17 protein-coding genes are annotated in these 22755 nt (G+C 73.0%); 3 read left to right on the top strand and 14 right to left on the bottom strand.

The annotated features are described in order from the left end of the window. From ACZ6H8_RS00920 to eccD, 8 genes are all read right to left on the bottom strand, one after another. Window positions 1–697 (bottom strand): WXG100 family type VII secretion target (locus ACZ6H8_RS00920; RefSeq protein ID WP_464143499.1); only part of this gene is annotated, 697 nt, incomplete at its 3' end. Between the two features lie 60 nt (window positions 698–757). Continuing rightward, on the bottom strand, window positions 758–1075 hold the full coding sequence (locus ACZ6H8_RS00925) for a hypothetical protein (protein WP_464143501.1): 318 nt from the start codon (window positions 1073–1075) through the stop codon (window positions 758–760). Beyond that, complete coding sequence (locus ACZ6H8_RS00930; RefSeq protein ID WP_464143503.1) at window positions 1065–1466, bottom strand: YbaB/EbfC family nucleoid-associated protein; 402 nt, start codon at window positions 1464–1466, stop codon at window positions 1065–1067. Before ACZ6H8_RS00930 ends, ACZ6H8_RS00925 begins: the two co-directional genes overlap by 11 nt. After that, complete coding sequence (locus tag ACZ6H8_RS00935) at window positions 1463–4576, bottom strand: hypothetical protein (RefSeq protein ID WP_464143504.1); 3114 nt, start codon at window positions 4574–4576, stop codon at window positions 1463–1465. The genes ACZ6H8_RS00930 and ACZ6H8_RS00935 overlap by 4 nt, the downstream gene beginning before the upstream one ends. A gap of 9 nt (window positions 4577–4585) precedes the next feature. Next, complete coding sequence (locus tag ACZ6H8_RS00940) at window positions 4586–4870, bottom strand: hypothetical protein (protein ID WP_464143505.1); 285 nt, start codon at window positions 4868–4870, stop codon at window positions 4586–4588. 29 nt (window positions 4871–4899) lie between these two features. Beyond that, window positions 4900–5193: a hypothetical protein gene (locus tag ACZ6H8_RS00945; protein WP_464143506.1), complete on the bottom strand. Its 294-nt coding sequence runs from the start codon at window positions 5191–5193 to the stop codon at window positions 4900–4902. A gap of 90 nt (window positions 5194–5283) precedes the next feature. Continuing rightward, complete coding sequence (gene eccB, locus ACZ6H8_RS00950) at window positions 5284–6558, bottom strand: type VII secretion protein EccB (protein ID WP_464143507.1); 1275 nt, start codon at window positions 6556–6558, stop codon at window positions 5284–5286. Between the two features lie 55 nt (window positions 6559–6613). Further along, window positions 6614–8059 (bottom strand): type VII secretion integral membrane protein EccD, encoded by a 1446-nt coding sequence (gene eccD / locus ACZ6H8_RS00955; RefSeq protein WP_464143508.1) that lies wholly within the window; start codon window positions 8057–8059, stop codon window positions 6614–6616. Between the two features lie 132 nt (window positions 8060–8191). Between eccD and eccCa the strand changes: the two genes are divergently transcribed. Together eccCa and ACZ6H8_RS00965 are read left to right on the top strand one after the other, a co-directional pair. Next, on the top strand, window positions 8192–12175 hold the full coding sequence (eccCa, locus tag ACZ6H8_RS00960) for a type VII secretion protein EccCa (RefSeq protein ID WP_464143510.1): 3984 nt from the start codon (window positions 8192–8194) through the stop codon (window positions 12173–12175). Continuing rightward, the gene (locus tag ACZ6H8_RS00965) at window positions 12172–13422 is read left to right on the top strand and encodes a S8 family serine peptidase (RefSeq protein WP_464143511.1); all 1251 of its coding nucleotides are present in this window, start codon (window positions 12172–12174) and stop codon (window positions 13420–13422) included. The genes eccCa and ACZ6H8_RS00965 overlap by 4 nt, the downstream gene beginning before the upstream one ends. 165 nt (window positions 13423–13587) lie before the next feature. Here the strand turns inward: ACZ6H8_RS00965 and ACZ6H8_RS00970 are convergent, their stop codons facing one another. Then, window positions 13588–16071, bottom strand: coding sequence for an ATP-dependent Clp protease ATP-binding subunit (locus tag ACZ6H8_RS00970; RefSeq protein WP_464143513.1), 2484 nt, complete (start codon window positions 16069–16071; stop codon window positions 13588–13590). A 131-nt stretch (window positions 16072–16202) separates the two neighbouring features. On the opposite strand from ACZ6H8_RS00970, the gene ACZ6H8_RS00975 reads away from it, so the two are divergent. Further along, on the top strand, window positions 16203–17783 hold the full coding sequence (locus ACZ6H8_RS00975; protein WP_464143514.1) for a lysostaphin resistance A-like protein: 1581 nt from the start codon (window positions 16203–16205) through the stop codon (window positions 17781–17783). Between the two features lie 26 nt (window positions 17784–17809). Here the strand turns inward: ACZ6H8_RS00975 and ACZ6H8_RS00980 are convergent, their stop codons facing one another. The 5 genes from ACZ6H8_RS00980 to ACZ6H8_RS01000 form a co-directional block, all read right to left on the bottom strand. After that, complete coding sequence (locus ACZ6H8_RS00980) at window positions 17810–17986, bottom strand: hypothetical protein (RefSeq protein ID WP_464143515.1); 177 nt, start codon at window positions 17984–17986, stop codon at window positions 17810–17812. 48 nt (window positions 17987–18034) lie between these two features. Further along, a complete protein-coding gene (gene lysS / locus ACZ6H8_RS00985) occupies window positions 18035–19765 on the bottom strand; it encodes a lysine--tRNA ligase (RefSeq protein ID WP_464143517.1) in 1731 nt (576 codons plus the stop codon). Between the two features lie 65 nt (window positions 19766–19830). Further along, on the bottom strand, window positions 19831–21084 hold the full coding sequence (locus tag ACZ6H8_RS00990) for a hypothetical protein (protein ID WP_464143519.1): 1254 nt from the start codon (window positions 21082–21084) through the stop codon (window positions 19831–19833). A 98-nt stretch (window positions 21085–21182) separates the two neighbouring features. Beyond that, on the bottom strand, window positions 21183–22058 hold the full coding sequence (locus tag ACZ6H8_RS00995) for a hypothetical protein (protein WP_464143520.1): 876 nt from the start codon (window positions 22056–22058) through the stop codon (window positions 21183–21185). After that, the gene (locus ACZ6H8_RS01000; protein ID WP_464143522.1) at window positions 22055–22639 is read right to left on the bottom strand and encodes an RNA polymerase sigma factor; all 585 of its coding nucleotides are present in this window, start codon (window positions 22637–22639) and stop codon (window positions 22055–22057) included. Before ACZ6H8_RS01000 ends, ACZ6H8_RS00995 begins: the two co-directional genes overlap by 4 nt. Window positions 22640–22755 lie beyond the last annotated feature (116 nt).

Consider the following 22755-nt stretch of genomic DNA (forward strand, 5'->3'; position numbering starts at 1 on the left):
CGCCCGGCCCGCCGCCCTTGCCGAACGCCTTGCCCATCCCCGCGCCACCGAGGATGACCGCGCCGCCGAACATCCCGGCGAGCGCCCCGCCGGCAGCGGCACCCGACGTCTTGTCGTGATCCCACTCGGTGCGGTTGCCCTCAGCCATCTGCGTGAGCTGCGCGACGGCATCGATCGCGACCTCGCTCAGCACGTTGAACGCTGCGCCCTTCGCGATCTCGGCGAGCAGCTTGCGCAGGATCGTGCGGAACAGGATGGTGTACATCGCCTTGCGCGCCGCGAGCCAGGCCAGCGACGCGCCGAACGACGGCACGGCCATCGCGATGGCCCAGGCGATCTCGGCGATGAGGGCGATGAGCGCCCCGATGAGCGTGTACTTCGTGTACTCGACGTCGAGCGCGAGCTGCTCGAGGAACTGCGAGCTCGAGAGCATCGACTCCGCGACCTCGCGCAGCCCGTCGCCTTCGGTGAGCGACGAGACGTACTCGTCGTACGCGTCGCGGCTCATGCCCGAGAAGCCCTGCTGCGTCGCGGCGAGGTCGCGGCGCAGGTCGCCGTCGAGGTCGTTCAGCTCACGGGCTGCGAGCTCCCAGCCCTGCGCGAGGGCGCGCAGCTGGTCCTCGTTGGCCATGGGGAAGCGCTCGCCCGCGAGCACGAGGAAGAGGTTCGCGGCCTCGTTGCTGACCATGAGCGCCATCGCATCCTCCTCTCCCTCGAGCCCCGCGGGGCCTCCTGGCGGGTCCGCGGACCCGGCCGCCTACATCTGGTGGCGGCTCTCGCGCGTCGCCGTGTCCTCGGTGGCGGCGAACTCGCGCGCGATCGTCGTGGTGTCCTCGGCGACCTCCTCGACCGATGCCGACAGCTGCGTCATGAAGTCCTTCGCCGCAGCGGCGGCCGGCACGTAGTTCGTGTCGTACGACTTCTTGAAGTCGCCGTCGCCGGCCGCGTCGGGGTAGCGGGATGCGAGCTGGTCGACCGTCGCCGAGAGCCCGTGCACGCGGCTCTGCAGGCTGCGCAGGCGCTGTGCGCTCTGGCGCAGGCGGTCGGGGTCGGCTGCGAACGGCTCAACGCTCATGGCGCACCTCCCCGAACTGCGCGACGAGCCCCTGCATCATCGCCGTCATCTCGTCGGCCGACGGCATGCCGGCCATGGGGTCGAGGCCGTCGGGGGCGCCCTCGCCGAGCAGCGCCCGCCCCTGCTCCTGCACCTCCTGCTGTGCCTGCGCGACGATGGCGACGATCTTCGAGCACAGCTCCTTCGGCGCGAGCTCGCGCCAGGACTGCCCCGTGATCCTCAGGTCGGTGAGCACGCCGCGGGCGTCGACCGTCGCGCTCAGCACGCGATCCTTCGACGTCGTGGTCGCCGTGAGCGCGTCGACCTCGGCCGCACGCTCGGCGAGGTCGGCGTGCGTCTGGCGCACCTCGGCCATCATCTGCTCGATGTCGTCTCCGGTGAGCTGCATCATGCTCCCTCCTGCTGCGCTGCCGCAGCCTGCTCGGACGCGCCGGACCCGGCACGTCGACTCGCCTCGGGTGGCCGGCCACCGGCCACGCCCGCAGGCACGTGGGCCGGCTGCACCGGCTCGCGCTCGTCACCGAGCCCGATGACGCCGTTGCCCTCGGCGTTCGTCGTGCCCCACACGTCCTCGTCCTCCGCGAGCCAGGTGTTGCGCTCGCGGTCGCGGTCCTTCGCACCCTGCGAGCCCGGTGCCATGGGCGCCATCGGCATGCCGCCGCCACCCATGCCACCGCCCGCGCCGCCACCGTTGCCACCGCCGTTCGCTGCCGAGCCGTCGCCTGCGCCACCGCCCGCGCCGCCGCCTGCACCGAACGCGTCCTCGCCACGACCGGCGGTCGAGCCGAATCCGTCGGCGCCACCGCCCGCGCCACCACCCGGGGTGCCGAACGAGGCATCGCTGCCGAGGCCGGAGCCTGCACCGCCGAGCTCGCTCGCAGACAGCCCGGCCATGCCGCCGCCTGGCGAGAATCCTCCCCCGCCAGGGGTCGAGAGCGATCCGGCTCCACCGCCGCTGCCTGCGCCTCCGCTGCCTGCGCCACCGCCTGCCGCGAAGTCGTCGAGCGCGTCGCCGCCGCCGACGCCAGCACCAGCGCTCCAGTCGGAGCCCAAGCCATCGCCACCGGCGCCCGAGCCGCCCCAGTCGGAGCCGAGACCCTCGCCACCGGCGCCAGCGCCACCCCAACCGGAGCCCGCACCCTCGCCACCGACGCCAGCGCCACCCCACTCGGAGCCCAGACCCTCGCCACCAGCGCCCGCACCAGCACCACCCCAACCGGGGCCCGCACCCTCGCCACCGGCGCCCGAGCCGGCCCAGTCGGAGCCCAGACCCTCGCCACCAGCGCCCGCACCAGCACCACCCCAACCAGAGCCCGCACCCTCGCCACCGGCGCCCGAGCCGGCCCAGTCGGAGCCCAGACCCTCGCCACCAGCACCTGCACCAGCACCACCCCAACCAGAGCCCGCACCCTCGCCACCGACGCCAGCGCCACCCCACTCGGAGCCGAGACCCTCGCCACCAGCACCTGCACCAGCACCACCCCAACCAGGGCCCGCACCCTCGCCACCGACGCCAGCGCCACCCCACTCGGAGGCCAGACCCTCGCCACCAGCGCCCGCACCAGCACCACCCCAACCAGGGCCCGCACCGGCGCCCGCGCCGACGCCCTGCCCGGCAGGCGCGCCGCCGACGCCCGCGCCACCGCCGACGCCCGCGCCTCCGCCATCCTCGGACGGGTTCGTGAGATCCGAGAACGAGCTGCTCGGGTCCTCGAGATCCGGCATCGCGACGTCGCCGAATGCACCGGCGCCGCCGTCGCCGCCGTCGTCCTGGTTCGTCGAGGCTGGCCCGCCGCTCTGGTTCCCGCTCCCGCCGCTGAGACCGCGGCTGCCACCGAACCCTCCGACGCCGCCACCACCGACGACGCCGGCACCTCCGCCGACGACACCCGCTCCTCCGCCAGGGGCGTCCTCAGCCGACCACGACCCAGCGCCGTCGCCGCCCAGGCCGTCGCCGACGCCGAGATCACCGCCGCCGAACGCACCACCGGCTCCGCCACCAGCCAGCTCGCCACCGACGCCTCCGCCGCCACCGAACGCACCACCGGCACCACCGCCACCACCGAGGTCGCCACCGGCACCGCCGCCGCCGCCGAACGCACCACCGGCACCGCCGCCACCAGCCAGCTCGCCACCGACGCCTCCGCCGCCACCGAACGCACCACCGGCACCGCCGCCACCACCGAGGTCGCCACCGACGCCTCCGCCACCGCCGAACGCACCACCGGCACCGCCGTCACCACCGAGGTCGCCGCCGACGCCATCGCCGCCGCCACCGATGCCGTCGCCAGCGCCGCCAGGGCCCTCGCCGAAGATGTCGTCGCCGCCGGCCCCGCCGCCACCACCTGGGCCGTCACCGCCGACGCCCTGGCCGCCGCCTGGACCGTCGCCGAAGATCTCGTCCCAGTCGGGCACGTCGCCCCCGCCGCCAGGCCCGTCGCCGCCCGCACCGCCTCCGCCCGTGTAGTCGGGCGTCGTGTCGTCGGGCACCGCGGTGGGGTCCTGCATGTTCTTGAGGGACCGCAGCGACGTGCGCATCGCCGTCTCGAGCGTCTGCTGCGCCGTGTAGACCTCGCCGGCCATGGTCGCCAAGACCTCGCGGACGGACTGCGAGATCGCGCGGTTGATGGAGCCGTACGTGGCCTCGCTGCGCAGGTCGCCGCCGACGCTCGTGAAGCCCTCGGGCGCGAGTCCCGCGCGATCGGCCCACGTGTAGGCGGCGAACACGCCCTTCGCGTGCTCGACCGTCATGCCGTTCCGGCCACTCGCACCCGCGCGCCACGCCTGGTCGGCATCCTGGATGTACTGCACGATGTCGGCCATGACGGCGGACTTCGCCCGCCCGGCCAGGCTGCCCATGGCGGGACCGTGCTCGTTCCAGGTGCTCAGCACCGACGTCATGAACGTGCGGACCGCCTCCGCGACCCCCTCGAGCCCTGCGGCGACGCCGCCGTCGTCGGTCAGCTGCCGGTGCATGGCCTCGAGCGACCTCTGCTGCGCCGTGAGCTGCGCCAGCAGGGCGGCGGCAGCGGATCCGCGGATCGACGAGTCGTCGGCGCCCAGCGCCGTCGCGAGCGCCGAGATCTGCTCGGCGTTCTGCCCGGTGACCGTCGTGAAGTTCGCGAACAGGGCTGCTGCCGTGTCCGCTCGCCTCGCGCTGAGGCCGGGCGAGTTGTCGTCGGCGATCGTCTGGATGTTGCTGCGCAGCGCCTCGTAGGCGTCGGAGAACTGCGGCTGCGGGCCCGGATTGTTGATGAGCTCGTACGAGCGGACGTTGTCCTCGTAGTGGTAGTACCCGTACTGCATGTTCGGCGACCACGCATCGCGGTCCTCGCCACCCTGCGTGCCGGTGATCCATCCCGTCTTGGGATCCTGCAGCTGCTCGAGCACGGTCGCGAGGCCGCTGTCCTCCACGCCGGTCACGAGCCCGAGGAGCGCCTCGAGCCCCATGTCGCCCGTCGCGGTCGACCCGCTCGACGAACCCCCTGCGGGGGCGCCCACCCCGGTGCCTCAGCTGAAGACGGCTGCGCCTCGCAGGTCGCCGTCGAAGAACTCCTCGCGCACGCGCACGGCGGCGTTCTTGATGTTGAGGCCCGCCTGCTGGACCTCCTGGTACTCGGTGTTCCAGCGCTGCTGCAGCTCGCCCCACACGGGCAGCGAACGACCCCACTGGGCCTCGCCCATCGGACGGATCGTGTCGTAGATGTTCTGCAGGATCTGCTCGACCTCCTGGCAGGAGCTGTTGAGCGACTGGTTGGCTACCTCGAACTGGACGAGGTCGACGTTGAAGGACATGTCGGTTTCCTTTCGTGGAGGTGGTGGGGTCAGGCCGCGGCGCTCGACGTCGTCGAGTCGTCGGTGCTCGTGCGCTGCGACAGGAGCGTCTGCACCTGCGTGTTGAGCACGTCGAGCTTGTTCTTGATGTCGCTGTACTCGCTCTGCCATTCGGTGAGGCGCTGGCGGAGCACCGTGCCCGCCTGCGCCTGCGCTGCTGCGGCGAGCGTCTGGGTGGAGTCCTCGACGCGGCCGCGGGCGGCCTCCATCGCGGAGACCTGCTCCATCGTGCGGCTGATGATCTGTCGAAGCGTGTTGGCCTCGAATCCGGTGAGCTGTGCCATGTGCGTACTCCTTCGTCGGTTCGTTCAGGGTCGAGTGATGGTCGTGATGGTCTGGAGGTCGGTTGCGCGCGTCGTGGAAGGTCTCCTCTCCTACGTCGCGATCGTGGGCCCCGTCGGCAGCAGCGCGAGGAGCGCTGCGGGCACCGCGGGGGAGCTGGAGGCATCGAGCCCGAGGGCGGATGCGGTGTCGGCGTCGGCGACGGGGTACTTGGCTCCGTCGTCGCCGACGAGGTAGAGGCCCGCGCCGCGCACGCCGGGCGCGGCGGCGCTGGCCGCGAGGTGCCCGGCACCGGGCGCGACGGCCACCGTGCCCGCCGCCTCTGCGAGCGACGAGGCGTCGACGGCCGCGATGCTCGTCTCGCCGTCCTCCCACACCGTGCATGGAGCGAGGTCGGCGGCGATCGGCGTCGGCGGCGCCGACGGCAGCTCGCCCTGCCAGGCGGCGGCATCCGTCACCTGGGCGGCGACGAGGTCGCGCGTCGTGAGGGTGCGCGGCTCGGGGAGGGCGTGGTCCTGCTCTGCCGCCAGCAGCGCGGCGACGGTGTCGGTGACGGGCATGAGGCCGTCCGCGGCGACGACGTAGCGTGCGCCGTCGCCCTCGGCCTCGACGAGCTGCCCGAGCGTCGTCGGCTCGCCCGCGATCGTCGGTCCGTCGCCGCCGAGCGTCAGCGCCGACAGGCCGAGGTCCCGTCCGCTCGGCACCGTGTCGAGCCATGCGGGATCGACCTGCACCGCCGAGGTCGGCTCGAGCCCCATGGCCCTGGCCACCCACGGAGCCTCGAGTCGCGAGCGCACGCCCTGCCACAGCAGCGAGAGCTCGTCGCCGGTCGTCACGAGCACCGCCTCGTCGTCGCCGAGCGGCTCGGTCTCCTGGGTGCCGCCGACGTCGAGCGCCGTCCCGGCGTCTGCGACGCACGCCGTCCATGCGGGGTTGGTCGCCTGGGGCGCCGGCAGCTCGTCCGGCAGCCCCTCGAGGCCGACCGCCTCGCCGCGCGGCACCGACGCGAGGTCGTCGCTCGAGACCTGGACGACCGTCGGGGGCGCACCCACGAGCAGCGCTGCCGAGGCGAGGTTCGTCACGGGGTGCAGCGTGTCGTCGATGAGGAGGTAGCGACTGCCCGTCGACTCGTCCACGAGCAGCGCACCCGGCTGGTCGCGCCAGCCGTCGTTCGTCGTGAAGAGGAAGATGTTGAGCACGACCACGACGACGAGGGCGGCCGCGGCGACCGCGATGCCGATGCCCATCCCCGTCGACGTGCGCCGCAGCGGGCGGTCGGGAGCGTCGGGGTCGGAGCGCAGCACCGCAGCGGAGAGCCGTCCACGCAGGAACAGGTGCGCGTCCACGAGATCACGTCGTCCGTACATGCCCTGCCTCCTCTCCTGCCTTCACCTCGACCACGACGCACGCACCCCGGATGGTTCACACGAGATCGGCGACCCATGCGTACAGGCCGACGACGGCGAGCACGAGCGCGGGCACGGCGATGGCGCAGCACCAGTGCAGGACGTCGCCCGCCCTCCCCCACGTCGGCGCGAGCCGCCTGCGCGGCAGCAGCAGCGCCGCGACGCATGCGTTGGCCGCGACGACGACGAGCGCTGCGGCGATGAGGATCTGCCACAGCGTGTCGAGCCTCGCGGCCTGCGCGAGAGCGAGCACGACGATCGGCACCGTCGCCGCCACGAGCACCGCGCCGCGCTGCAGCGTCGCGTGCAGCTCCCTCGCCTGCAGCAGCACGCCGAGGCTCGCGGCGACCGCGAGCGCGACGCTCGCCCATCCCGGCGCGAGCGCGAGCACGGCGATCGCGGCGCACAGCATCGCCGCCCACGCCATCCAGAGCGCGGAGGCCAGCCCCTGCGCGATCGTCGCCTTGCGCTCGACCTCGTCGGCGGGCACCGCGTCGAGGCCCGTCTGGAACTCCTTGGACGACAGCGGCACGGGGTCGACGCCCAGGCCGCCGATCCAGGCGGCGAGGCCGGGGATGCCGCGCGCGACGGCGAGCGCGACGAGCACGACCATCGCGGCGCCCGCGACGAGGTCGAGCCCCAGCACGAGCGGCACGGCGAACGCGACGACCACGACGGTCGCCGCGCCGGCGGTCGCGAGCAGCACGGGGCGCACGCCACCGCGCGCGTAGGCAGCAGCACCGGCGGCGACCGCAGTGGTCGCGGCGCCGACGGTCGCAGCCGCGAGCGGAGGCGACCCCGCTCCCGGGAAGAGCGTCGCCGGCACCAGCGTGCCCGCGACCGCGGCCGCGACCACGCCGCTGCCGATGAGCACCGAGCCGATCGCGTCGTCCCACAGCCTGCCGACGAGCGCACCGGCTGCGAGCAGCACGAGGGCGAGCGCGCCGACGACGATCGGCGCCGCCGTGCCCGTCGCCGCGGCGACCGCGATCGCCGTCGCGCACGCGATCCCGGCCGCTGCGAGCGCCGCTCGCCTCGTCCACACGGCGCTCCAGGCGTCCTCGCGCGCGTCGAGCACCGTCTGCACGCCGTCGACGAGGTCGTCGTACTGCGCCTGCGCCAGGGCGCCGGTGCGCGGTCGCAGGTACAGCACGTCGCCGTCGAGCAGGCCAGCGGCTGCCGTGCCGCGATCCTCGTCGAGCGGCGGGTGACCGAGTCGCTGCAGCACCCAGCCGCCGTGGTCGAGCCCGCGGGTGGCGAGCATGGGGTCGAGGTGGCCGACGATCGTCGGCACGAGCTCGGCGATGGGGATGTGCGACGGCACCGCGAGCTCGACCCGCGAGGTCGGTCCCACGACGCTCAGCCTGCACATGTCGCCGGCTCCTGCCGCTGCGGCGACGGGGGGCTCCGCGGGCTGCGCGATGCTCTTGCCGGTCTCGATGCGCCGTTCGAGGGTCGTCATGCCCAGCACACGCGCTGTCGCGCGCGATCGGTTCACCGCGATCGCGGATCCGTCGAGCCGCGCCGCCGGTGAACCCCTCGAGGGGGTCGCAGCCGTGGGCTCGGTGACGCAGTCCCATCGAGGAGAGCCGAGATGAGCACCATCCCATTCCGCAGGCAGCAGCGGGAGAAGCCGCCGGAGCTGCCCTCCGGCGACATCGAGCTGCAGGAGCCGCCCTCGCTGCCGGAGCTGCAGCCCAAGGACCCGCTCATGATGCTGATGATGGTGCCCATGATGCTCATCAGCGGCGTGATGATGCTCGTCTTCCTGGGCCAGCGCAATCCGGCGCTCGCCGTCGGGCTCTTCCTCGGCATGCTCGGGCTCGCCGTGCTCATGGTGCTCGTGCAGCTCACGCGCGCCGCAGCCGAGCGTCGCACGACCGTGCGCGGCGATCGCCGCGACTTCATGCGCTACCTGGGGCAGATGCGCGAGCGGGTGCGCGGCGCCGCCGCGCAGCAGCGCGCATCGCTCACCTGGCGGCACCCCGATCCGGCGTCGCTGTCGAACCTCGCGATGACGGCGCGGCTGTGGGAGCGCAGGGGCAGCCATGGCGACTTCGGCGAGCTGCGGATCGGCACGGGATCGCACAGCCTCAGCCAGCGCATCACGCCGCTGTCGACGAAGCCGATCGCCGACCTCGAGCCGCTGTCTGCCAGGGCGCTGCGCCGCTTCATCGCGGTGCACGGCTCGGTGCCCGAGCTGCCGGTGTCGCTGTTCCTGCGCCGACTCGCCGACGTCCGCCTCATGGGCGACGAGGATGCAGCGCGCGCCATGGTGCGCGCGGTCGTGGCGCAGGCGGTCACGACGCACGCGCCCGACGAGCTGCGGCTGGCGATCTGCACGACCCCGGAGCGCGCCGCCGACTGGGACTGGGTGAAGTGGCTGCCCCACGCGCAGCATCCCAGCAGCCAGGACGGGGCTGGATCGACGCGACTGTTCGGCGTCGACCTCGCCGACTTCGTCGAGCTGCTCGACGGCGAGCTCAACGGCAGGTCGCGGTTCGAGCCGGGCGCCTCGCCCACGGCCGACGAGCCGTACCACCTCGTCGTCTTCGACGGCATCGCGCCGCCGACGGGCTCGCGGCTCGCGGCGGCAGGCTACCGCTGCACGACGGTCGTCACGCTCGGCACCGAGATCGACGAGCACGACACGTCCGGCCTGCTGCTCGACGTGCAGCAGGACGTCGTGCACATGCTGCGCACCGATCGCACGGAGGGCCTGCAGCGCACGGCGCTGTGCACGCCGGACGGCATGAGCGTCGCGGCGGCCACGGCGCTCGCGCGCGTCATCGCGCCGTACCGGGCGGGCAGCAGGTCGGCGGACGCGAGCGAGCCCATGGTCTCCGACTTCGAGCTGCCGACGCTCCTCGGCATCGACGACGTCGACCACTGGTCGCCTGCAGGCTCCATGCGCGAGCAGCTCGATCGCTCGAGGCTGCGCATCCCGCTCGGCGTCGACGAGCGGGGGCACCCCGTCGACCTCGACATCAAGGAGGCGGCGCAGGGCGGCATGGGGCCGCACGGCCTGCTCATCGGCGCGACCGGCTCCGGCAAGAGCGAGCTGCTGCGCACGCTCGTGCTGGGCATGGCGATGACGCACTCGTCCGAGACCCTGAACTTCGTGCTCGTCGACTTCAAGGGCGGTGCGACCTTCCTCGGCCTCGACGACCTGCCGCACGTCTCCGCGCTCATCACGAACCTCGCCGACGAGGCGACGCTCGTCACGCGCATGCAGGACGCCCTCGCAGGAGAGCTCAACCGGCGCCAGGAGTACCTGCGCGCCGCAGGCAACTACAGCTCGCTGCTCGAGCACGAGAAGGCCAGGCTCGCGGGGGCGCCGCTGGAGGCGATGCCCACCCTGTTCGTCATCGTCGACGAGTTCAGCGAGCTGCTCGCCTCCAACCCGGACTTCGCGGAGCTCTTCGTCATGATCGGCAGGCTCGGGCGCTCGCTGGGCGTGCATCTGCTGCTCGCGAGCCAGCGACTCGAGGACGGCCGCATGACGAAGCTCGAGAGCCACCTCTCCTACCGCATCGGCCTCCGCACGTTCTCGGCGATGGAGAGCCGCAGCGTCATCGGCGTGCCCGACGCCCACCAGCTGCCGAACGCGCCTGGCAACGGGTTCCTGCGCAGCGACGTCGCGACGCTCACGCGCTTCAAGGCCGCCTACGTGTCTGGCGCGTACCGTAGGCGCACGCGCGAGCAGCGGCAGGAGGAGGTGCGCCAGCAGGTGGTGCTGTTCTCCGCCGCGCCGGTCGCACCGCCCGCGAGCGAGGATGCGGTGCAGCCCGAGACCGAGGACGCCGTCGTCGCGCCGACGCACACCGCCGCCGAGTCGGCCTCCGACGAGACCGTCATGTCGATGATCGTCGACAAGCTCGTCGGTCACGGCCCGCCCGCGCATCAGGTGTGGCTGCCGCCGCTCGGCCCCCCTCCCACGCTCGACCAGCTGCTGCCGCCGCTGCTGCCGGATGCGGACCGCGGCCTCCACGCCATCGGCTGGACGGGCTCCGGGCACCTGAGCGTGCCGATCGGCGTCGTCGACAAGCCGTACGAGCAGACGCGCGAGCTGTACGAGATCGACCTCGCCGGCGCCGGCGGCAACGTCGGCGTCGCCGGCGGGCCGCAGTCGGGCAAGACGACGCTGCTGCGCACGATGGTGAGCGCCCTCGCGCTCACGCACACGCCAGCCGAGGTGCAGGTCTACTGCATCGACTTCGGCGGCGGCGGCCTCTCGACGCTCGAGGGTCTGCCGCACGTCGGCAGCGTCGCCACGCGGCGCCAGGGCGAGCAGGTCGCGCGCACGATCGCCGAGGTGAGCACGCTGCTGCACGACCGCGAGCAGCTGTTCACCGACGCGTCGCTCGAGGGCATGGCCGAGTACCGCGCCCGGCGCGCAGCCGGCGAGCTCGCCGAGCAGCAGTTCGGCGACGTGTTCCTCGTGGTCGACGGCTGGGCTGCGTTGCGCGCCGAGTTCGAGCAGCACGACATGGCGCTGCGCGAGATCGCACGCCAGGGCCTCGCATACGGCGTGCACGTCATGATCTCGACCAATCGCTGGACCGACGTGCACAGCTCGCTGCGCGACCAGCTCGGCACCCGCGTCGAGCTCAAGCTCGGCGATCCGATCGACTCGGTCCACGGCATGCGCAAGGCTGCGACGGTGCCGCAGCTGCCCGGGCGCGGCATCACGGTCGACGGCATGCACTTCCTCGCCGGCGTGCCGAGGATCGACGGCCGCACGACGGTCGATGCGCTCGCCGCCGCCTCCCGCGACCTCGGCGAGGCCGTGCACGAGGCCTGGAGCGGCGCGGTGGCACCGGAGGTGCGCATGCTGCCTGCCGTGCTCGACGCTGCGCTGCTGCCCGCGCCGACCGCGCCAGGCCCCCGCATCGCGCTCGGGCACGGCGAGCAGGATCTGCAGCCGGTGTGGCACGACTTCGCCGCACGGCCGCACCTCAGCATCGTCGGCGACTCCGCCAGCGGCAAGACCGGCGCGCTGCGGCTCATCGCGAGCGGCGTCGTCGACGCGTTCGGGCCCGAGGAGGCGCGCATCACCGTCATCGACCCGCGCCGCGGCGTCGTCGAGTCGGTGCCGGAGGAGTACCAGTTCGCCACGGCGTTCTCGACGTCGGCGACGGAGCAGGTCGTCGCGCGGCTCGTCGCGGAGCTGCGCGAGCGCGTGCCGAGCGCCGACATCACGCCTGCGCAGCTGCGGCGGCGCGACTGGTGGAGCGGACCGGAGCACTTCGTGCTCGTCGACGACTACGACCTGCTGCTGAGCGCGATGGGCGGTCCGCTCACGCCGCTCGTCGAGCTCATCCCGCAGGCTGGCGACATCGGCCTGCACCTCGTGCTCGCCCGCGCGGGCGCGGGCTCGAGCAGGACGGCGATGGATGCCGTGATCCGCAGGCTGCACGAGTCGAACACGCCGGAGCTCACGCTGTCGCTCCCCGCCTCCGAGCCGCTCACGTTCACCCCGGGCCGAGGCCGGCCGCTGCCGCCTGGCAGGGCCTCGCTGCTCACGCGCCGCGGCGGTGCGGGGCTGCAGATCGGCTGGACGGAGCCGCAGGCATGATCGGCGCACGCAGGCGCGGACGGACGATGGCGCGGCGACCCGGCAGCGGCGGGCGCGCAGGGTCAGGCGCTCCGACGAGCCGCGCCGGCATCGTCGCGGCCGCATCGACGCTCGCGGTCGTCGCGAGCGTGCTCCTGCCGGGTGCGAACGCGACGGAGGCGTCCGCCGAGTCGTGCGCGGCGTCGGCGGGCTCCCCCGTGATCGAGGGCGCATCGTGGGGCCAGCAGCGCATGGGTGCGGAGCGCGCGTGGCCGCGCACGACGGGCGAGGTGATCGTCGCGGTGCTCGACACCGGCGTCAGCGCGAACGCGGCCTCGCTGCAGGGTGCCGTGCTGCCCGGCACCGACCTCGCCGGCGGCACGGGAGACGTCGACTGCTACGGACGCGGCACGTTCGTCGGCTCGCTCATCGCCGGGCACCCCGTCGAGGGCACCGAGTTCGCAGGCATCGCGCCTGGCGCGACGATCCTGCCGGTGCGCCTCACGAACGACCCCGACGCCCTCGCGTTCGCAGGCGACCTCCCCGGCCTGCTCGCGCGAGGCATCACGGCCGCCGTCGACGGCGGCGCTCGCGTCGTCGCGATCCCGCTCACGTCCGCGTCGACCTCGCCGGAGCTCGAGCAGGCCGTGCAGGTGGCGATCGCCGCCGACGTGCTCGTCGTCGCTGCAGCGAGCGCACCGACCACCGACGCGCTCGCCTACCCTGCGAGCATCGACGGCGTGCTGTCGGTCGCGCCGCTCGACGAGGACGGCGGCGCGGAGCCCTCGCAGCTCGGCGCCCCTCCCGACCTCGCAGCGCCCTCCGGCGGCCTCGTGGGCGCCGTGCCCGACGGCGACGGCCACGTCACGGGCGACGAGGGCACGCTCGCGGTGGCGTACGCGGCGGGCGCCGCCGCCCTCGTGCGGGCCGAGTGGCCAGACCTCACCGCCACCGAGGTCGGCGCGCGGCTCGTGGTGACCGCCGATGCCTCGACGGCGCCGCTCGCAGAGGGCGAGACGCTCGACCCGTCGGTCGGCGGCGGCGTCGTCGACCCGGTCGCCGCCGTCGCGAGGCTCGACCCCGAGGGCGTCGTCACCGCGTCCGACGAGACGCCCACGCTCGAGCTGCCTCCCGAGCCCGACGAACGCCCCGCCGACCTCGCGCTCGTCGTCGCACTCGGTCTGCTCGCGGCGGTGGTCGCGACGCTCGGCCCGGTCGCCGGCATCGTCGCGGTGCGGCGCAGGAAGGCCGCCTCCACGACCCCCTGACCCCGCAGACCATTGCGTTTCGCAGGCGATCAGGGGGGTTCGAGGGGCATCTTCCCTCGACCCCACCTGATCACCTGCGAAACGCGAACGGCCGGTGGCGCGGGGGCGCACGACGACGCCCCCGCATCCAGTGGATGCGGGGGCGTCGGACGTGCGAGGGAGGCGTCAGCCCGCGGTGGCCTCGATGGCCTCCGCAGCGCTCGAGCGGTCCTCGACCGTGAACTCGAACGCCCCATCGACGAACCGCACGAGCACGTGCGCGCCCGCCTCGAGCTCGCCGTGCAGGATCTTCTCGCTCAGCGTGTCCTCGATCTCGTGCTGCACCGCACGCCGCAGCGGGCGGGCGCCGAGCGCGGGGTCGTAGCCGAGGTGGATGAGACGCTCCTTGGCCGACTGCTCGAGCTCGATCGTCATGTCGCGGTCCATCATGCGGTCCGCGAGACGCTTCACGAACAGGTCGACGATCTGCAGCAGCTCGTGCGGGGTGAGCTGCGGGAACACGATCGTCTCGTCGACGCGGTTGAGGAACTCGGGGCGGAAGGACTTCTTCAGCTCCTCGTTGACCTTCGCCCGCATGCGGTCGTAGTCGTTCGCCGTGGAGCCCTCGAGGACGAAGCCGACGGGGCCGCCTGCGATGTCCTTCGTGCCGAGGTTCGTCGTCATGATGATGACGGTGTTCTTGAAGTCGACGACGCGACCCTGACCGTCGGTGAGACGACCCTCCTCGAGGATCTGCAGCAGCGAGTTGAAGATGTCCGGGTGCGCCTTCTCGATCTCGTCGAACAGCACGACCGAGAACGGCTTGCGGCGCACCTTCTCGGTGAGCTGGCCGCCCTCGTCGTAGCCGACGAATCCGGGAGGGGCGCCGAAGAGGCGCGAGACGGTGTGCTTCTCGCTGTACTCCGACATGTCGAGCGAGATGAGGGCGTCCTCGTCGTCGAACAGGAACTCGGCGAGCGCCTTGGCGAGCTCGGTCTTGCCGACGCCCGTGGGGCCGGCGAAGATGAACGATCCCGACGGACGGCGCGGGTCCTTGAGGCCTGCACGCTGGCGCCGGATCGACTTCGCGAGCACACCGATCGCCTCATCCTGGCCGATGACGCGCTCGTGCAGCGCCTTCTCCATGAACACGAGGCGAGCGGACTCCTCCTCGGTGAGCTTGAAGACGGGGATGCCGGTCGCGTTCGCGAGCACCTCGGCGATGATCCCCTCGTCGAGCGTGCCCGTGGGGCCGCCGTCGCCGGAGCGCCACTGCTTCTCGAGCCGCAGGCGCTCGCCGAGGAGGTTCTTCTCCTCGTCGCGCAGACGCGCGGCGCCCTCGAAGTCCTGGTCCTCGATCGCGCGCTCCTTGCGGGTGCGCACGTCGGCGATCTTCTCGTCGAACTCGCGCAGCTCGGGCGGGGCCGACAGGATCGACAGCCGCAGGCGTGCGCCGCCCTCGTCGATGAGGTCGATGGCCTTGTCGGGCAGGAAGCGGTCCTGCACGTAGCGGTCGGCGAGGTTCGCCGCCGCGACGATCGCACCGTCGGTGATCGTCACCTTGTGGTGCGACTCGTAGCGGTCGCGCAGGCCCTTGAGGATGTTGATCGTGTGCGCCACGGAGGGCTCCGCGACCTGGATCGGCTGGAAGCGGCGCTCGAGCGCGGCATCCTTCTCGAAGTGCTTGCGGTACTCGTCGAGCGTCGTCGCGCCGATCGTCTGCAGCTCTCCACGTGCCAGGAGCGGCTTCAGGATGTTCGCAGCGTCGATCGCGCCCTCGGCGGCGCCTGCACCGACGAGCGTGTGGATCTCGTCGATGAAGGTGATGATGTCGCCGCGCGTGCGGATCTCCTTCGTCACCTTCTTGAGACGCTCCTCGAAGTCGCCGCGGTAGCGGGAGCCTGCGATGAGCGAGCCGAGGTCGAGCGTGTAGACCTGCTTGTCCTTCAGCGTCTCGGGCACCTCGCCCTTGATGATCGCCTGCGCGAGGCCCTCGACGACGGCGGTCTTGCCGACGCCGGGCTCGCCGATGAGGACGGGGTTGTTCTTCCCGCGGCGCGAGAGGATCTGCATGACCCGCTCGATCTCCTTCTCGCGCCCGATGACGGGGTCGAGCTTGCCGTCGCGAGCAGCCTGCGTGAGGTTGCGCCCGAACTGGTCGAGGATCTGCGACCCCTTCTGGTCGCCACCCTGCTGCTGCGTCTCGCCGCCCACGGTCGCCGACTCGCGCGACTGCGTGCCCGAGAGCAGCTGGTTCACGGTCTGGCGCACGCGGTTGAGGTCGGCGCCCAGCTTCACGAGCACCTGGGCGGCGACGCCCTCGCCCTCGCGGATGAGACCGAGCAGCACGTGCTCGGTGCCGATGTAGTTGTGGCCGAGCTGCAGCGCCTCGCGCAGCGACAGCTCGAGCACCTTCTTGGCACGCGGCGTGAACGGGATGTGCCCGCTCGACTGCTGCGCACCGGTGCCGATGATGTCCTGCACCTGCTCGCGCACGGCGTCGAGCGAGATGCCGAGCTGCTCGAGCGCCTTGGCGGCGATCCCCTCGCCCTCGTGGATGAGGCCGAGCAGGATGTGCTCGGTGCCGATGTAGTTGTGGTTGAGCATCTTCGCCTCTTCTTGGGCGAGGACGACCACACGGCGGGCGCGATCGGTGAACCGTTCGAACATCGCATGCCTCCTGACGTCTGGATTCGAGGCTAGACCGAACGAGCCAGCCGCGGAGGCCTGTTCGCTGTCGGCATGGCGGCGCACAGGTGCGACCGATGCTGGCTGGATACCCTGCCATGCATGGAGGTCTCGTGAGCCAGGACGACCCGCGTCGCACCGACGCCCCCGCGCCGATCCGCCGCCCCGAGCAGCCCGCCGATCCGTCGGCGCCGGTCGCGAACCCGGTCGCCGCGCCGGATCGCGAGCCCGATCGCGTCGTGCCGTCGGGCTTCAGCCGTGGCGAGGACGCGATCCAGCAGGACCTCGTGCGCGCCCAGCGCGAGTGGGCCGCGCAGGTGGCGGCGCACGAGCAGGGCGCGCAGCACGGCGGCGCGCCAGGCGCTCCCGGATGGCAGCAGCCGCCCGCCGCACCGTCGCGGGCCCGCGTGCCCGCCGCGCTGCCGCTCGAGGGGCAGGTGTACGCGCAGGCGCTGCGCCCCCTCACGAAGCGCGTGGGGCGCTGGTTCCTCGCGTGGGCGATCGCGATCGGCTTCTTCTTCCTCGGGCAGGCCATCGCGCTCGCGCTCATGATGCCGGGCGTCATCGAGCTGTTCTCCGACCTCAGCGTCGCGGCATCCGATCCCGCCTACGTCATGGACACCCTCATGGGCTCGCCCATGGCGTTCCTCGGCGTGAACCTGTCGTGGGCGGCGATGATCCCCGGCGCCGTCGTGGCGCTCGCGGCCTACGGCGACAAGGCGATGGGCTTCGCGTTCTCGGTCGCGGGCAGGTGGCGCTGGCGCGCCGTGGGCCGCACGGCCATGGTCGTGGCCCCGATCTTCGCGATCTACGTCGCGATCACGTTCCTCATCGACCCCACGTTCGAGTTCCGGTTCCAGCCGGACTGGCTGCTCGTGGCGATCGTGCTGCTCACGACGCCGCTGCAGTCCTCCGGCGAGGAGTTCGCGTTCCGCGGCATCGTCACGCAGCAGCTCGGCTCCTGGATGCGGAACCCCTGGGTGTCGTCGCTCGTGACCGGCGGTGCGATCGGGCTCGTCTTCGGCCTCGCCCACATCGGCTACCCGCCGCTGGCGATCCTGCAGGTGTCGCTCGTGGGATTCACGTGCGCCATGCTCACGTTCCGCACGGGCGGTCTCGAGGCTGCGTGCGTCGTGCACACGGCGAACAACGTCTTCATCATGCTGCCGCTCGCGCTCATGGGCATGTCGCCGTTCGCGACGTCGTCGGGCGAGCAGGGGCCGTTCTGGATCCAGCTCGTCGCGTTCGTGGCGTGCATCGCGGCGCTCGGCCTGTCGTACGTGGCCGTGCACCTCATGTCGAAGGGGTGGCAGCGCCGCACCGAGGGCGCGCCGGGCGCCGAGGCGCTGCTGCTGCCGAAGCAGCCGGCGTTCGCGATGGCGGGCGTCGCACCCGGCGCGGTCGCCCCCGGCTACGGAGCACCCGGCTACGGAGCACCCGGGTACGGAGCACCCGGGTACGGCGCCCAGCAGCAGGGGTGGCCGCAGCAGGCCACGTCGCCGCACCCGGGTCAGCAGGCGTGGCCCCCGGCTGCACCACAGCAGCAGCAGCAGCAGCAGTGGGGCCCGCCGCAGCAGGCTCCCGCGCCATGGGGAGGGCAGCAGCAGCCCGTCCAGCAGCAGCCCGCTCAGCAGGCGACGTGGCAGCCGCCTGCGCCGCCCGCCGACGGCAGCCGTTCACCCGACGAGGGCTGACGCCGCCTCGGCGGCGACGGCGAGGCTCACGCCTTGGGCGGAAGCCCTGCCTTCTCGCGCTCCTCGGCCTCGATGCGGTCGTAGACGCGGCGTGCGGTGCGGTCGGCACGGAAGATCGAGCGCAGCACGAACCAGAAGATCGTCACGACGATGATCGTCGGGACCAGCGAGAAGATCGCGTTCCCCCAGAAGTCCTGCGGCATGGCTCCATGGTACCGCCGCGGTGCGCGCGCCCCTCGCCGCCGACCTGATCAGCCGCCCAGCAGCCTCCGCACGCGCTCCTCGCCGATCGCCAGCAGCAGCGTCGGCAGGCGCGGGCCCGCGTCGCGGTCGACGAGCAGGCGGTAGAGCGTCGTGAAGAACGCTCGCTGCGCGGCGCCGATCTCCTTGTCGCCCTTGACGATCGCAGACGGCTCGAGGCCTCGCTGCACCTTCACGACGCCGTAGACCTGGTTCGTGAGGCCGTCGATCGTCCACGCGTCGCCGATGGCGGGCAGTCCGCCGCCGCCGTCGAGCAGCAGCGCGATCGCCTCGCGCTGGAGCTCGTCGAGCGCGGCGAGGGCGGCTGCATCCGGCTCGTCGCGCACGACGGTGCGCTCGTCGGCGGGCATCTGCGTCGCGACCCACGTCTCGACGCGGCCGAGCCGCGGCTGCAGCGCACCGAGGTCGTCGACGGCGCGGTCGACCTGGCGCACGAGGCGCACGAGCTGCGCAGGGTCGCCGGTCGAGAGGTCGACGAGCGACGCGAGGGTGCGGAACGCCACCGGGTGCGGGGTCGACTCGAGCGTCTCGTCGGCCGTGCCGACGGCGCGGGCGTGCGCGGCGATCTCCGCAGCGCCCGCCGTGCCAGCTGCGAGCTTGCGCCCCAGCGCATCCCACTCGTCGTAGAGACGCTGCAGCTCGGAGCCGAACGCGACGTCGAACGACTGGTGCATGCGGCGCCTGGCGTACTGCCAGCGCAGCACGGGCCCCTCCATGACCTGCAGCGCGTCGAGCGGCGCGGGTGCGCCGCCGCGCGACGACGACATCTTCGCGGCGCCGCCGAACCCGACGAACGCGTACATGGGGCCGTACGGGCGCTCCCAGCCGAACAGCGGCGCGAGCTCGAGGCCCACCTGGAACGACGAGCCCGGCGACTGGTGGTCGACGCCCGACGGCTCGAACACGACGCGCTCGTAGGCCCAGCGCATGGGCCAGTCGACCTTCCAGACGAGCTTGCCGGAGCGGAACTCGCGCAGCAGCACCGTCTCGCCGTGGCCGCATGCGCACGTGTAGGTCAGCTCGGTCGAGTCGTCGTCGTAGGCGGTGATCGTCGTGAGGTCGGTGCCGCACGCCGTGCAGTACGGCTTGTAGGGGTAGTACTCGGCGCCGCTGGAGCCGTCGTCCTCGGTCGCGGCGCCCGATCCTGCGTCGAGGGCCCGCTGCAGCTCCTCGTCCTCGTCCTTCGCGGCCGGCAGCGTGCGGAACTGCGCGAGGATCGCGTCGATCTCGCGGCGCTTGCGCATGGCGTCGAGGATCTGCTCCGTGTACGCGCCCGCCGTGTACTGCTCGGTCTGCGAGATGCCGCGGTAGCGGATGCCGAGGGCTGCGAACCCCTCCTCGGCCTGCGCGCGGAAGTGCGCCGCCCAGCTCTCGTGCGTCGAGCCGGGAGGGGCCGGCACCGACGTGAGCGGCTTGCCGATGTGCTGCGCCCACGTCTCGTCGACGCCCTCGATGCCGCCTGGCACCTTGCGGAAGCGGTCGTAGTCGTCCCACGAGATGATGTGCTCGACCTCGAGCCCTCGGCGGCGGATCTCGTCGCCGACGAGGTGCGGGCTCATGACCTCGCGGAAGTTGCCGAGGTGGATGACGCCCGACGGCGACAGGCCCGAGGCGACGACGGGCGTGGTGCCGAGGCGCGCGGCCTTCTCGATCACCTCGTCGGCGAGCCTCGAGACCCAGTCGTCGCGGACGTCGGCAGGGGTCTGGGTGGCGTCGCTCACGGACACCGATCCTACGGGCGACCCGCGGATGCCGGTCGCATCCGGCCGCACGCGTCCGGTGGCCCTCAGGCGCGGACCTGGAGCGACCGCACCACCTCGAGCATCACGTCGTGCTCATACGATCCGACGAACCCCGCCCCGTCCGGGTACCGGTCGTAGATCAACCCCTCGGCGTCGGTGCCCCACGGCGTGGAGACGTGGATGCCGCCGCTGCCGGCCGCCAGGAGTGGCTCGAAGCAGCCGCGCTCGACATCGGCGGCACGCAGCATCGCCACGCCGATCGTTCCCTCGCCGAAGTCGAACGTGAGCAGCTGCAGGGCAGCGCCCTGGTCGAGCGACGGGTCGGCGAACGGGTCGACCGACTCGCCGGAGAGCACCACGACCGGCGTCCATCCCGGTGCCGTCTGGTCGGCCTCGCACCTCGACGACTCGGGCGGTGCGGGCGATGTGGCGATGTCGAGCGCCTGGTAGCCGTCGGGGGTCACGAGCGTGACCATCGTGCCGCCCGGGGCGCCCACCAGCGGGCCGTGATCCAGGAGCGACCACGACGCCGGATACGAGAACGCGATCGCGCCGTCGTCGGAGACGTGATCGATCCACGGCACGTCGGTCTGGGGGTCGACGCCCTCCGGCATCGCATCCCAGGGCAGCTCGACGAGCTCGAGCGTCGCCAGCAGATCGAGCGCCTCGGTCGTGCCGGGAGCCTCGAGGCACGCGAGCGCACTCGCCTCGTCCACCACGGATGCGCACTCGGGCACGCTCGCGAGGTCGGCCGTGAACGCGTGCAGCCGCTCGAAGCCGTCGGGGCTGACGGTGCGGTGCGGGGCAGACGTGTCGGCGACCACCGCCGCCTCCACCCACCATGCGTCGCCCTCGAGCGACGACGTCCACCACGCGGCCGCATGCAGTCCGTTCGCGGCCGGGATCGACCGCACCTCGCCGAGCTCGTCCGCGGCGCCGACGTCGTCGCCGTAGCCGTCGGCGTACGTGGCGCGCAGCACGCCGCCCGCGTCGAGCACTGCCACGTCGTTCTGCCATGCGGGACCGCCATGGAAGCTCTGCGGCTGGAGCACGCTCGCATCCTCGACCGCCCATCCGGCGGGCAGGGTGAACGACGCGGTGCCGTTCTGCGTCGTGAACACCGTGCCGACCGCGCTCGGCTCCGGCGGTGACGACGTGGTCGACGACGGGCTCGCAGCCGACGGCTGCTGGCCGACGGGTTCCGGGGCAGGGTCGAGGGATCCGGCCGCGCAGCCCGCCAGCATCGCCACCGCGAGCGCGGCTCCCGTCGTCGTCAGCGTCTGCCTGCTGGTCGCCATGACGACATCTCCTCACCGCGGGCGCCGGGCGCACCTGCTCGCTCCGACATGTCCGGCCACCCGCGCAGGTCACACGCTGCGAACGATGCGTGCGGGCGTCAATCCTCCGGGTCGAGCACGAACCGCACGACCGCGGCGGCGCCCTCGGGGTCGGCGCGCACCACGGGCGGCACGAGCTGGTCCGCCGAGTACGGGATGCCCCACGCGGCCTCCTCGAGCGGGAGGATCGTGCCCTGGCGCCAGGTGCATGCGAACGCGACGCCACCGACCGTCTCGATGCGGGGAGGGCAGTCGACCCACACCGAGGCCACGCCGGCCACGCCGATGCCACCGGGCGTCTCGCCTGGCGCGACGATGCGCACGGTGCCCGTGAAGTCGTCGCTCAGCACGACGCGCGGGTAGCCGCCCTCCGAGACGAGGCTCGTGGTCCCGAGGTACGCCATGACGGTCAGCGGAGCCTGGGCGGCGCAGTCGACGGTCTCGAGCGGCGTCTCCACGACGCCCTGGCCACGGCACAGGACGTAGACGTCGTGCACGCGGAGCGGCTCGCCGCCTGCGGCACCCGCGTCGCCGTAGCCGCCCCCGCCTGCGGTGTCGAACGTCTCCGTCACGACCGGCACGCCTGCCGCGACCCCCTCGAAGCCGGGCGGCGGGGTCGGCTCGGGATCGGGCACCGGCGTCTCGGGCGACGACGGCTCGGGGGTCGGCTCGACGCTCGGCTCGGGCGTCGCCGTGACCGACGGCGTCGGGGTGGGCGTCGGCGCCGCCTCGACCCCGCCACCGTCGCCAGCGCCGACGACCTGCACGCCCAGCACCGTCACGGCCGCGATCGCGAGCGCGCCGACGACGCCACCGGCGGCGCGGCGGCGGATGCGTCGGGTGCGCGCGACCTCGCGCGGCGCCATGGCGGCGAGGCCGCGGCGCATCCGCGCGGCGAACTCGTCGTCCATCTCGGGACGGGCCTCGTCGTTCACGGCACCTCCTCGAGCGTCGGGGCGACGCCTGCCGCCTCGAGCTGCGCACGCATGCGGCCGCGCGCACGATGGATGCGGGTCTTCGCGGCGCCGTAGCCGATGCCGAGCGCGCGTGCGGCGTCGGCGAGCGGCACCTCCTCGAGCATCACGAGCGCGATGAGCGACGCATCGGCGGGCGAGAGCGCCCGCAGCGCGCCCGTCACCGCTGCCTTCGCGTCGGCGGAGGCCTGCCGGTCGCCCACGACGTCGGCGGCGTCGGGCGCGTCGTCGGCACGTGGGATGTGGGCGATGAGCCGGTCGAGCCGTCGCCTGCTGCGGCCGGCGTTGCGTGCGCAGTTCGTCGCGGTCACGAGCAGCCACGGCAGCAGCGAGTCGTCGACGATGCGCACGCTCGCTCGCCTGCGCCAGGCTTCGGCGAACGTCGCCGAGACGACGTCCTCCGCGTCCTGCCTGTGCTGCATCATCCTCCAGACGTGGCGCCACACGCGATCGCCGTGACGGTCGAAGACCGTCGCGAACGCGATGCCGTCGCCGAGCGCGACGGCAGCCCACAGCTGCGCGTCGGTCTGCTCGGCGTCCACGCCCTGGATTGTCCAGCACCCCTCCTGCGGTGCCCCTGGACGCATCCCGGGCGTGTCGACGACGCGTCGCTTGCCTGCACCTCCTCGTCCCGTCATGTCCGGCGGGCGGCAGCGGT

The organism is Agrococcus sp. AC640b (assembly GCF_979255995.1).

What these genes read in the sequence shown, in the direction of transcription:
- ACZ6H8_RS00925 (WP_464143501.1), bottom strand. Translation starts at nt 1,075, where the DNA reads ATGAGCGTTGAGCCGTTCGCAGCCGACCCCGACCGCCTGCGCCAGAGC.
- ACZ6H8_RS00930 (WP_464143503.1), bottom strand. Translation starts at nt 1,466, where the DNA reads ATGATGCAGCTCACCGGAGACGACATCGAGCAGATGATGGCCGAGGTG.
- ACZ6H8_RS00940 (WP_464143505.1), bottom strand. Translation starts at nt 4,870, where the DNA reads ATGTCCTTCAACGTCGACCTCGTCCAGTTCGAGGTAGCCAACCAGTCG.
- ACZ6H8_RS00945 (WP_464143506.1), bottom strand. Translation starts at nt 5,193, where the DNA reads ATGGCACAGCTCACCGGATTCGAGGCCAACACGCTTCGACAGATCATC.
- eccB (WP_464143507.1), bottom strand. Translation starts at nt 6,558, where the DNA reads ATGTACGGACGACGTGATCTCGTGGACGCGCACCTGTTCCTGCGTGGA.
- eccD (WP_464143508.1), bottom strand. Translation starts at nt 8,059, where the DNA reads ATGACGACCCTCGAACGGCGCATCGAGACCGGCAAGAGCATCGCGCAG.
- eccCa (WP_464143510.1), top strand. Translation starts at nt 8,192, where the DNA reads ATGAGCACCATCCCATTCCGCAGGCAGCAGCGGGAGAAGCCGCCGGAG.
- ACZ6H8_RS00965 (WP_464143511.1), top strand. Translation starts at nt 12,172, where the DNA reads ATGATCGGCGCACGCAGGCGCGGACGGACGATGGCGCGGCGACCCGGC.
- ACZ6H8_RS00970 (WP_464143513.1), bottom strand. Translation starts at nt 16,071, where the DNA reads ATGTTCGAACGGTTCACCGATCGCGCCCGCCGTGTGGTCGTCCTCGCC.
- ACZ6H8_RS00980 (WP_464143515.1), bottom strand. Translation starts at nt 17,986, where the DNA reads ATGCCGCAGGACTTCTGGGGGAACGCGATCTTCTCGCTGGTCCCGACG.
- ACZ6H8_RS00990 (WP_464143519.1), bottom strand. Translation starts at nt 21,084, where the DNA reads ATGGCGACCAGCAGGCAGACGCTGACGACGACGGGAGCCGCGCTCGCG.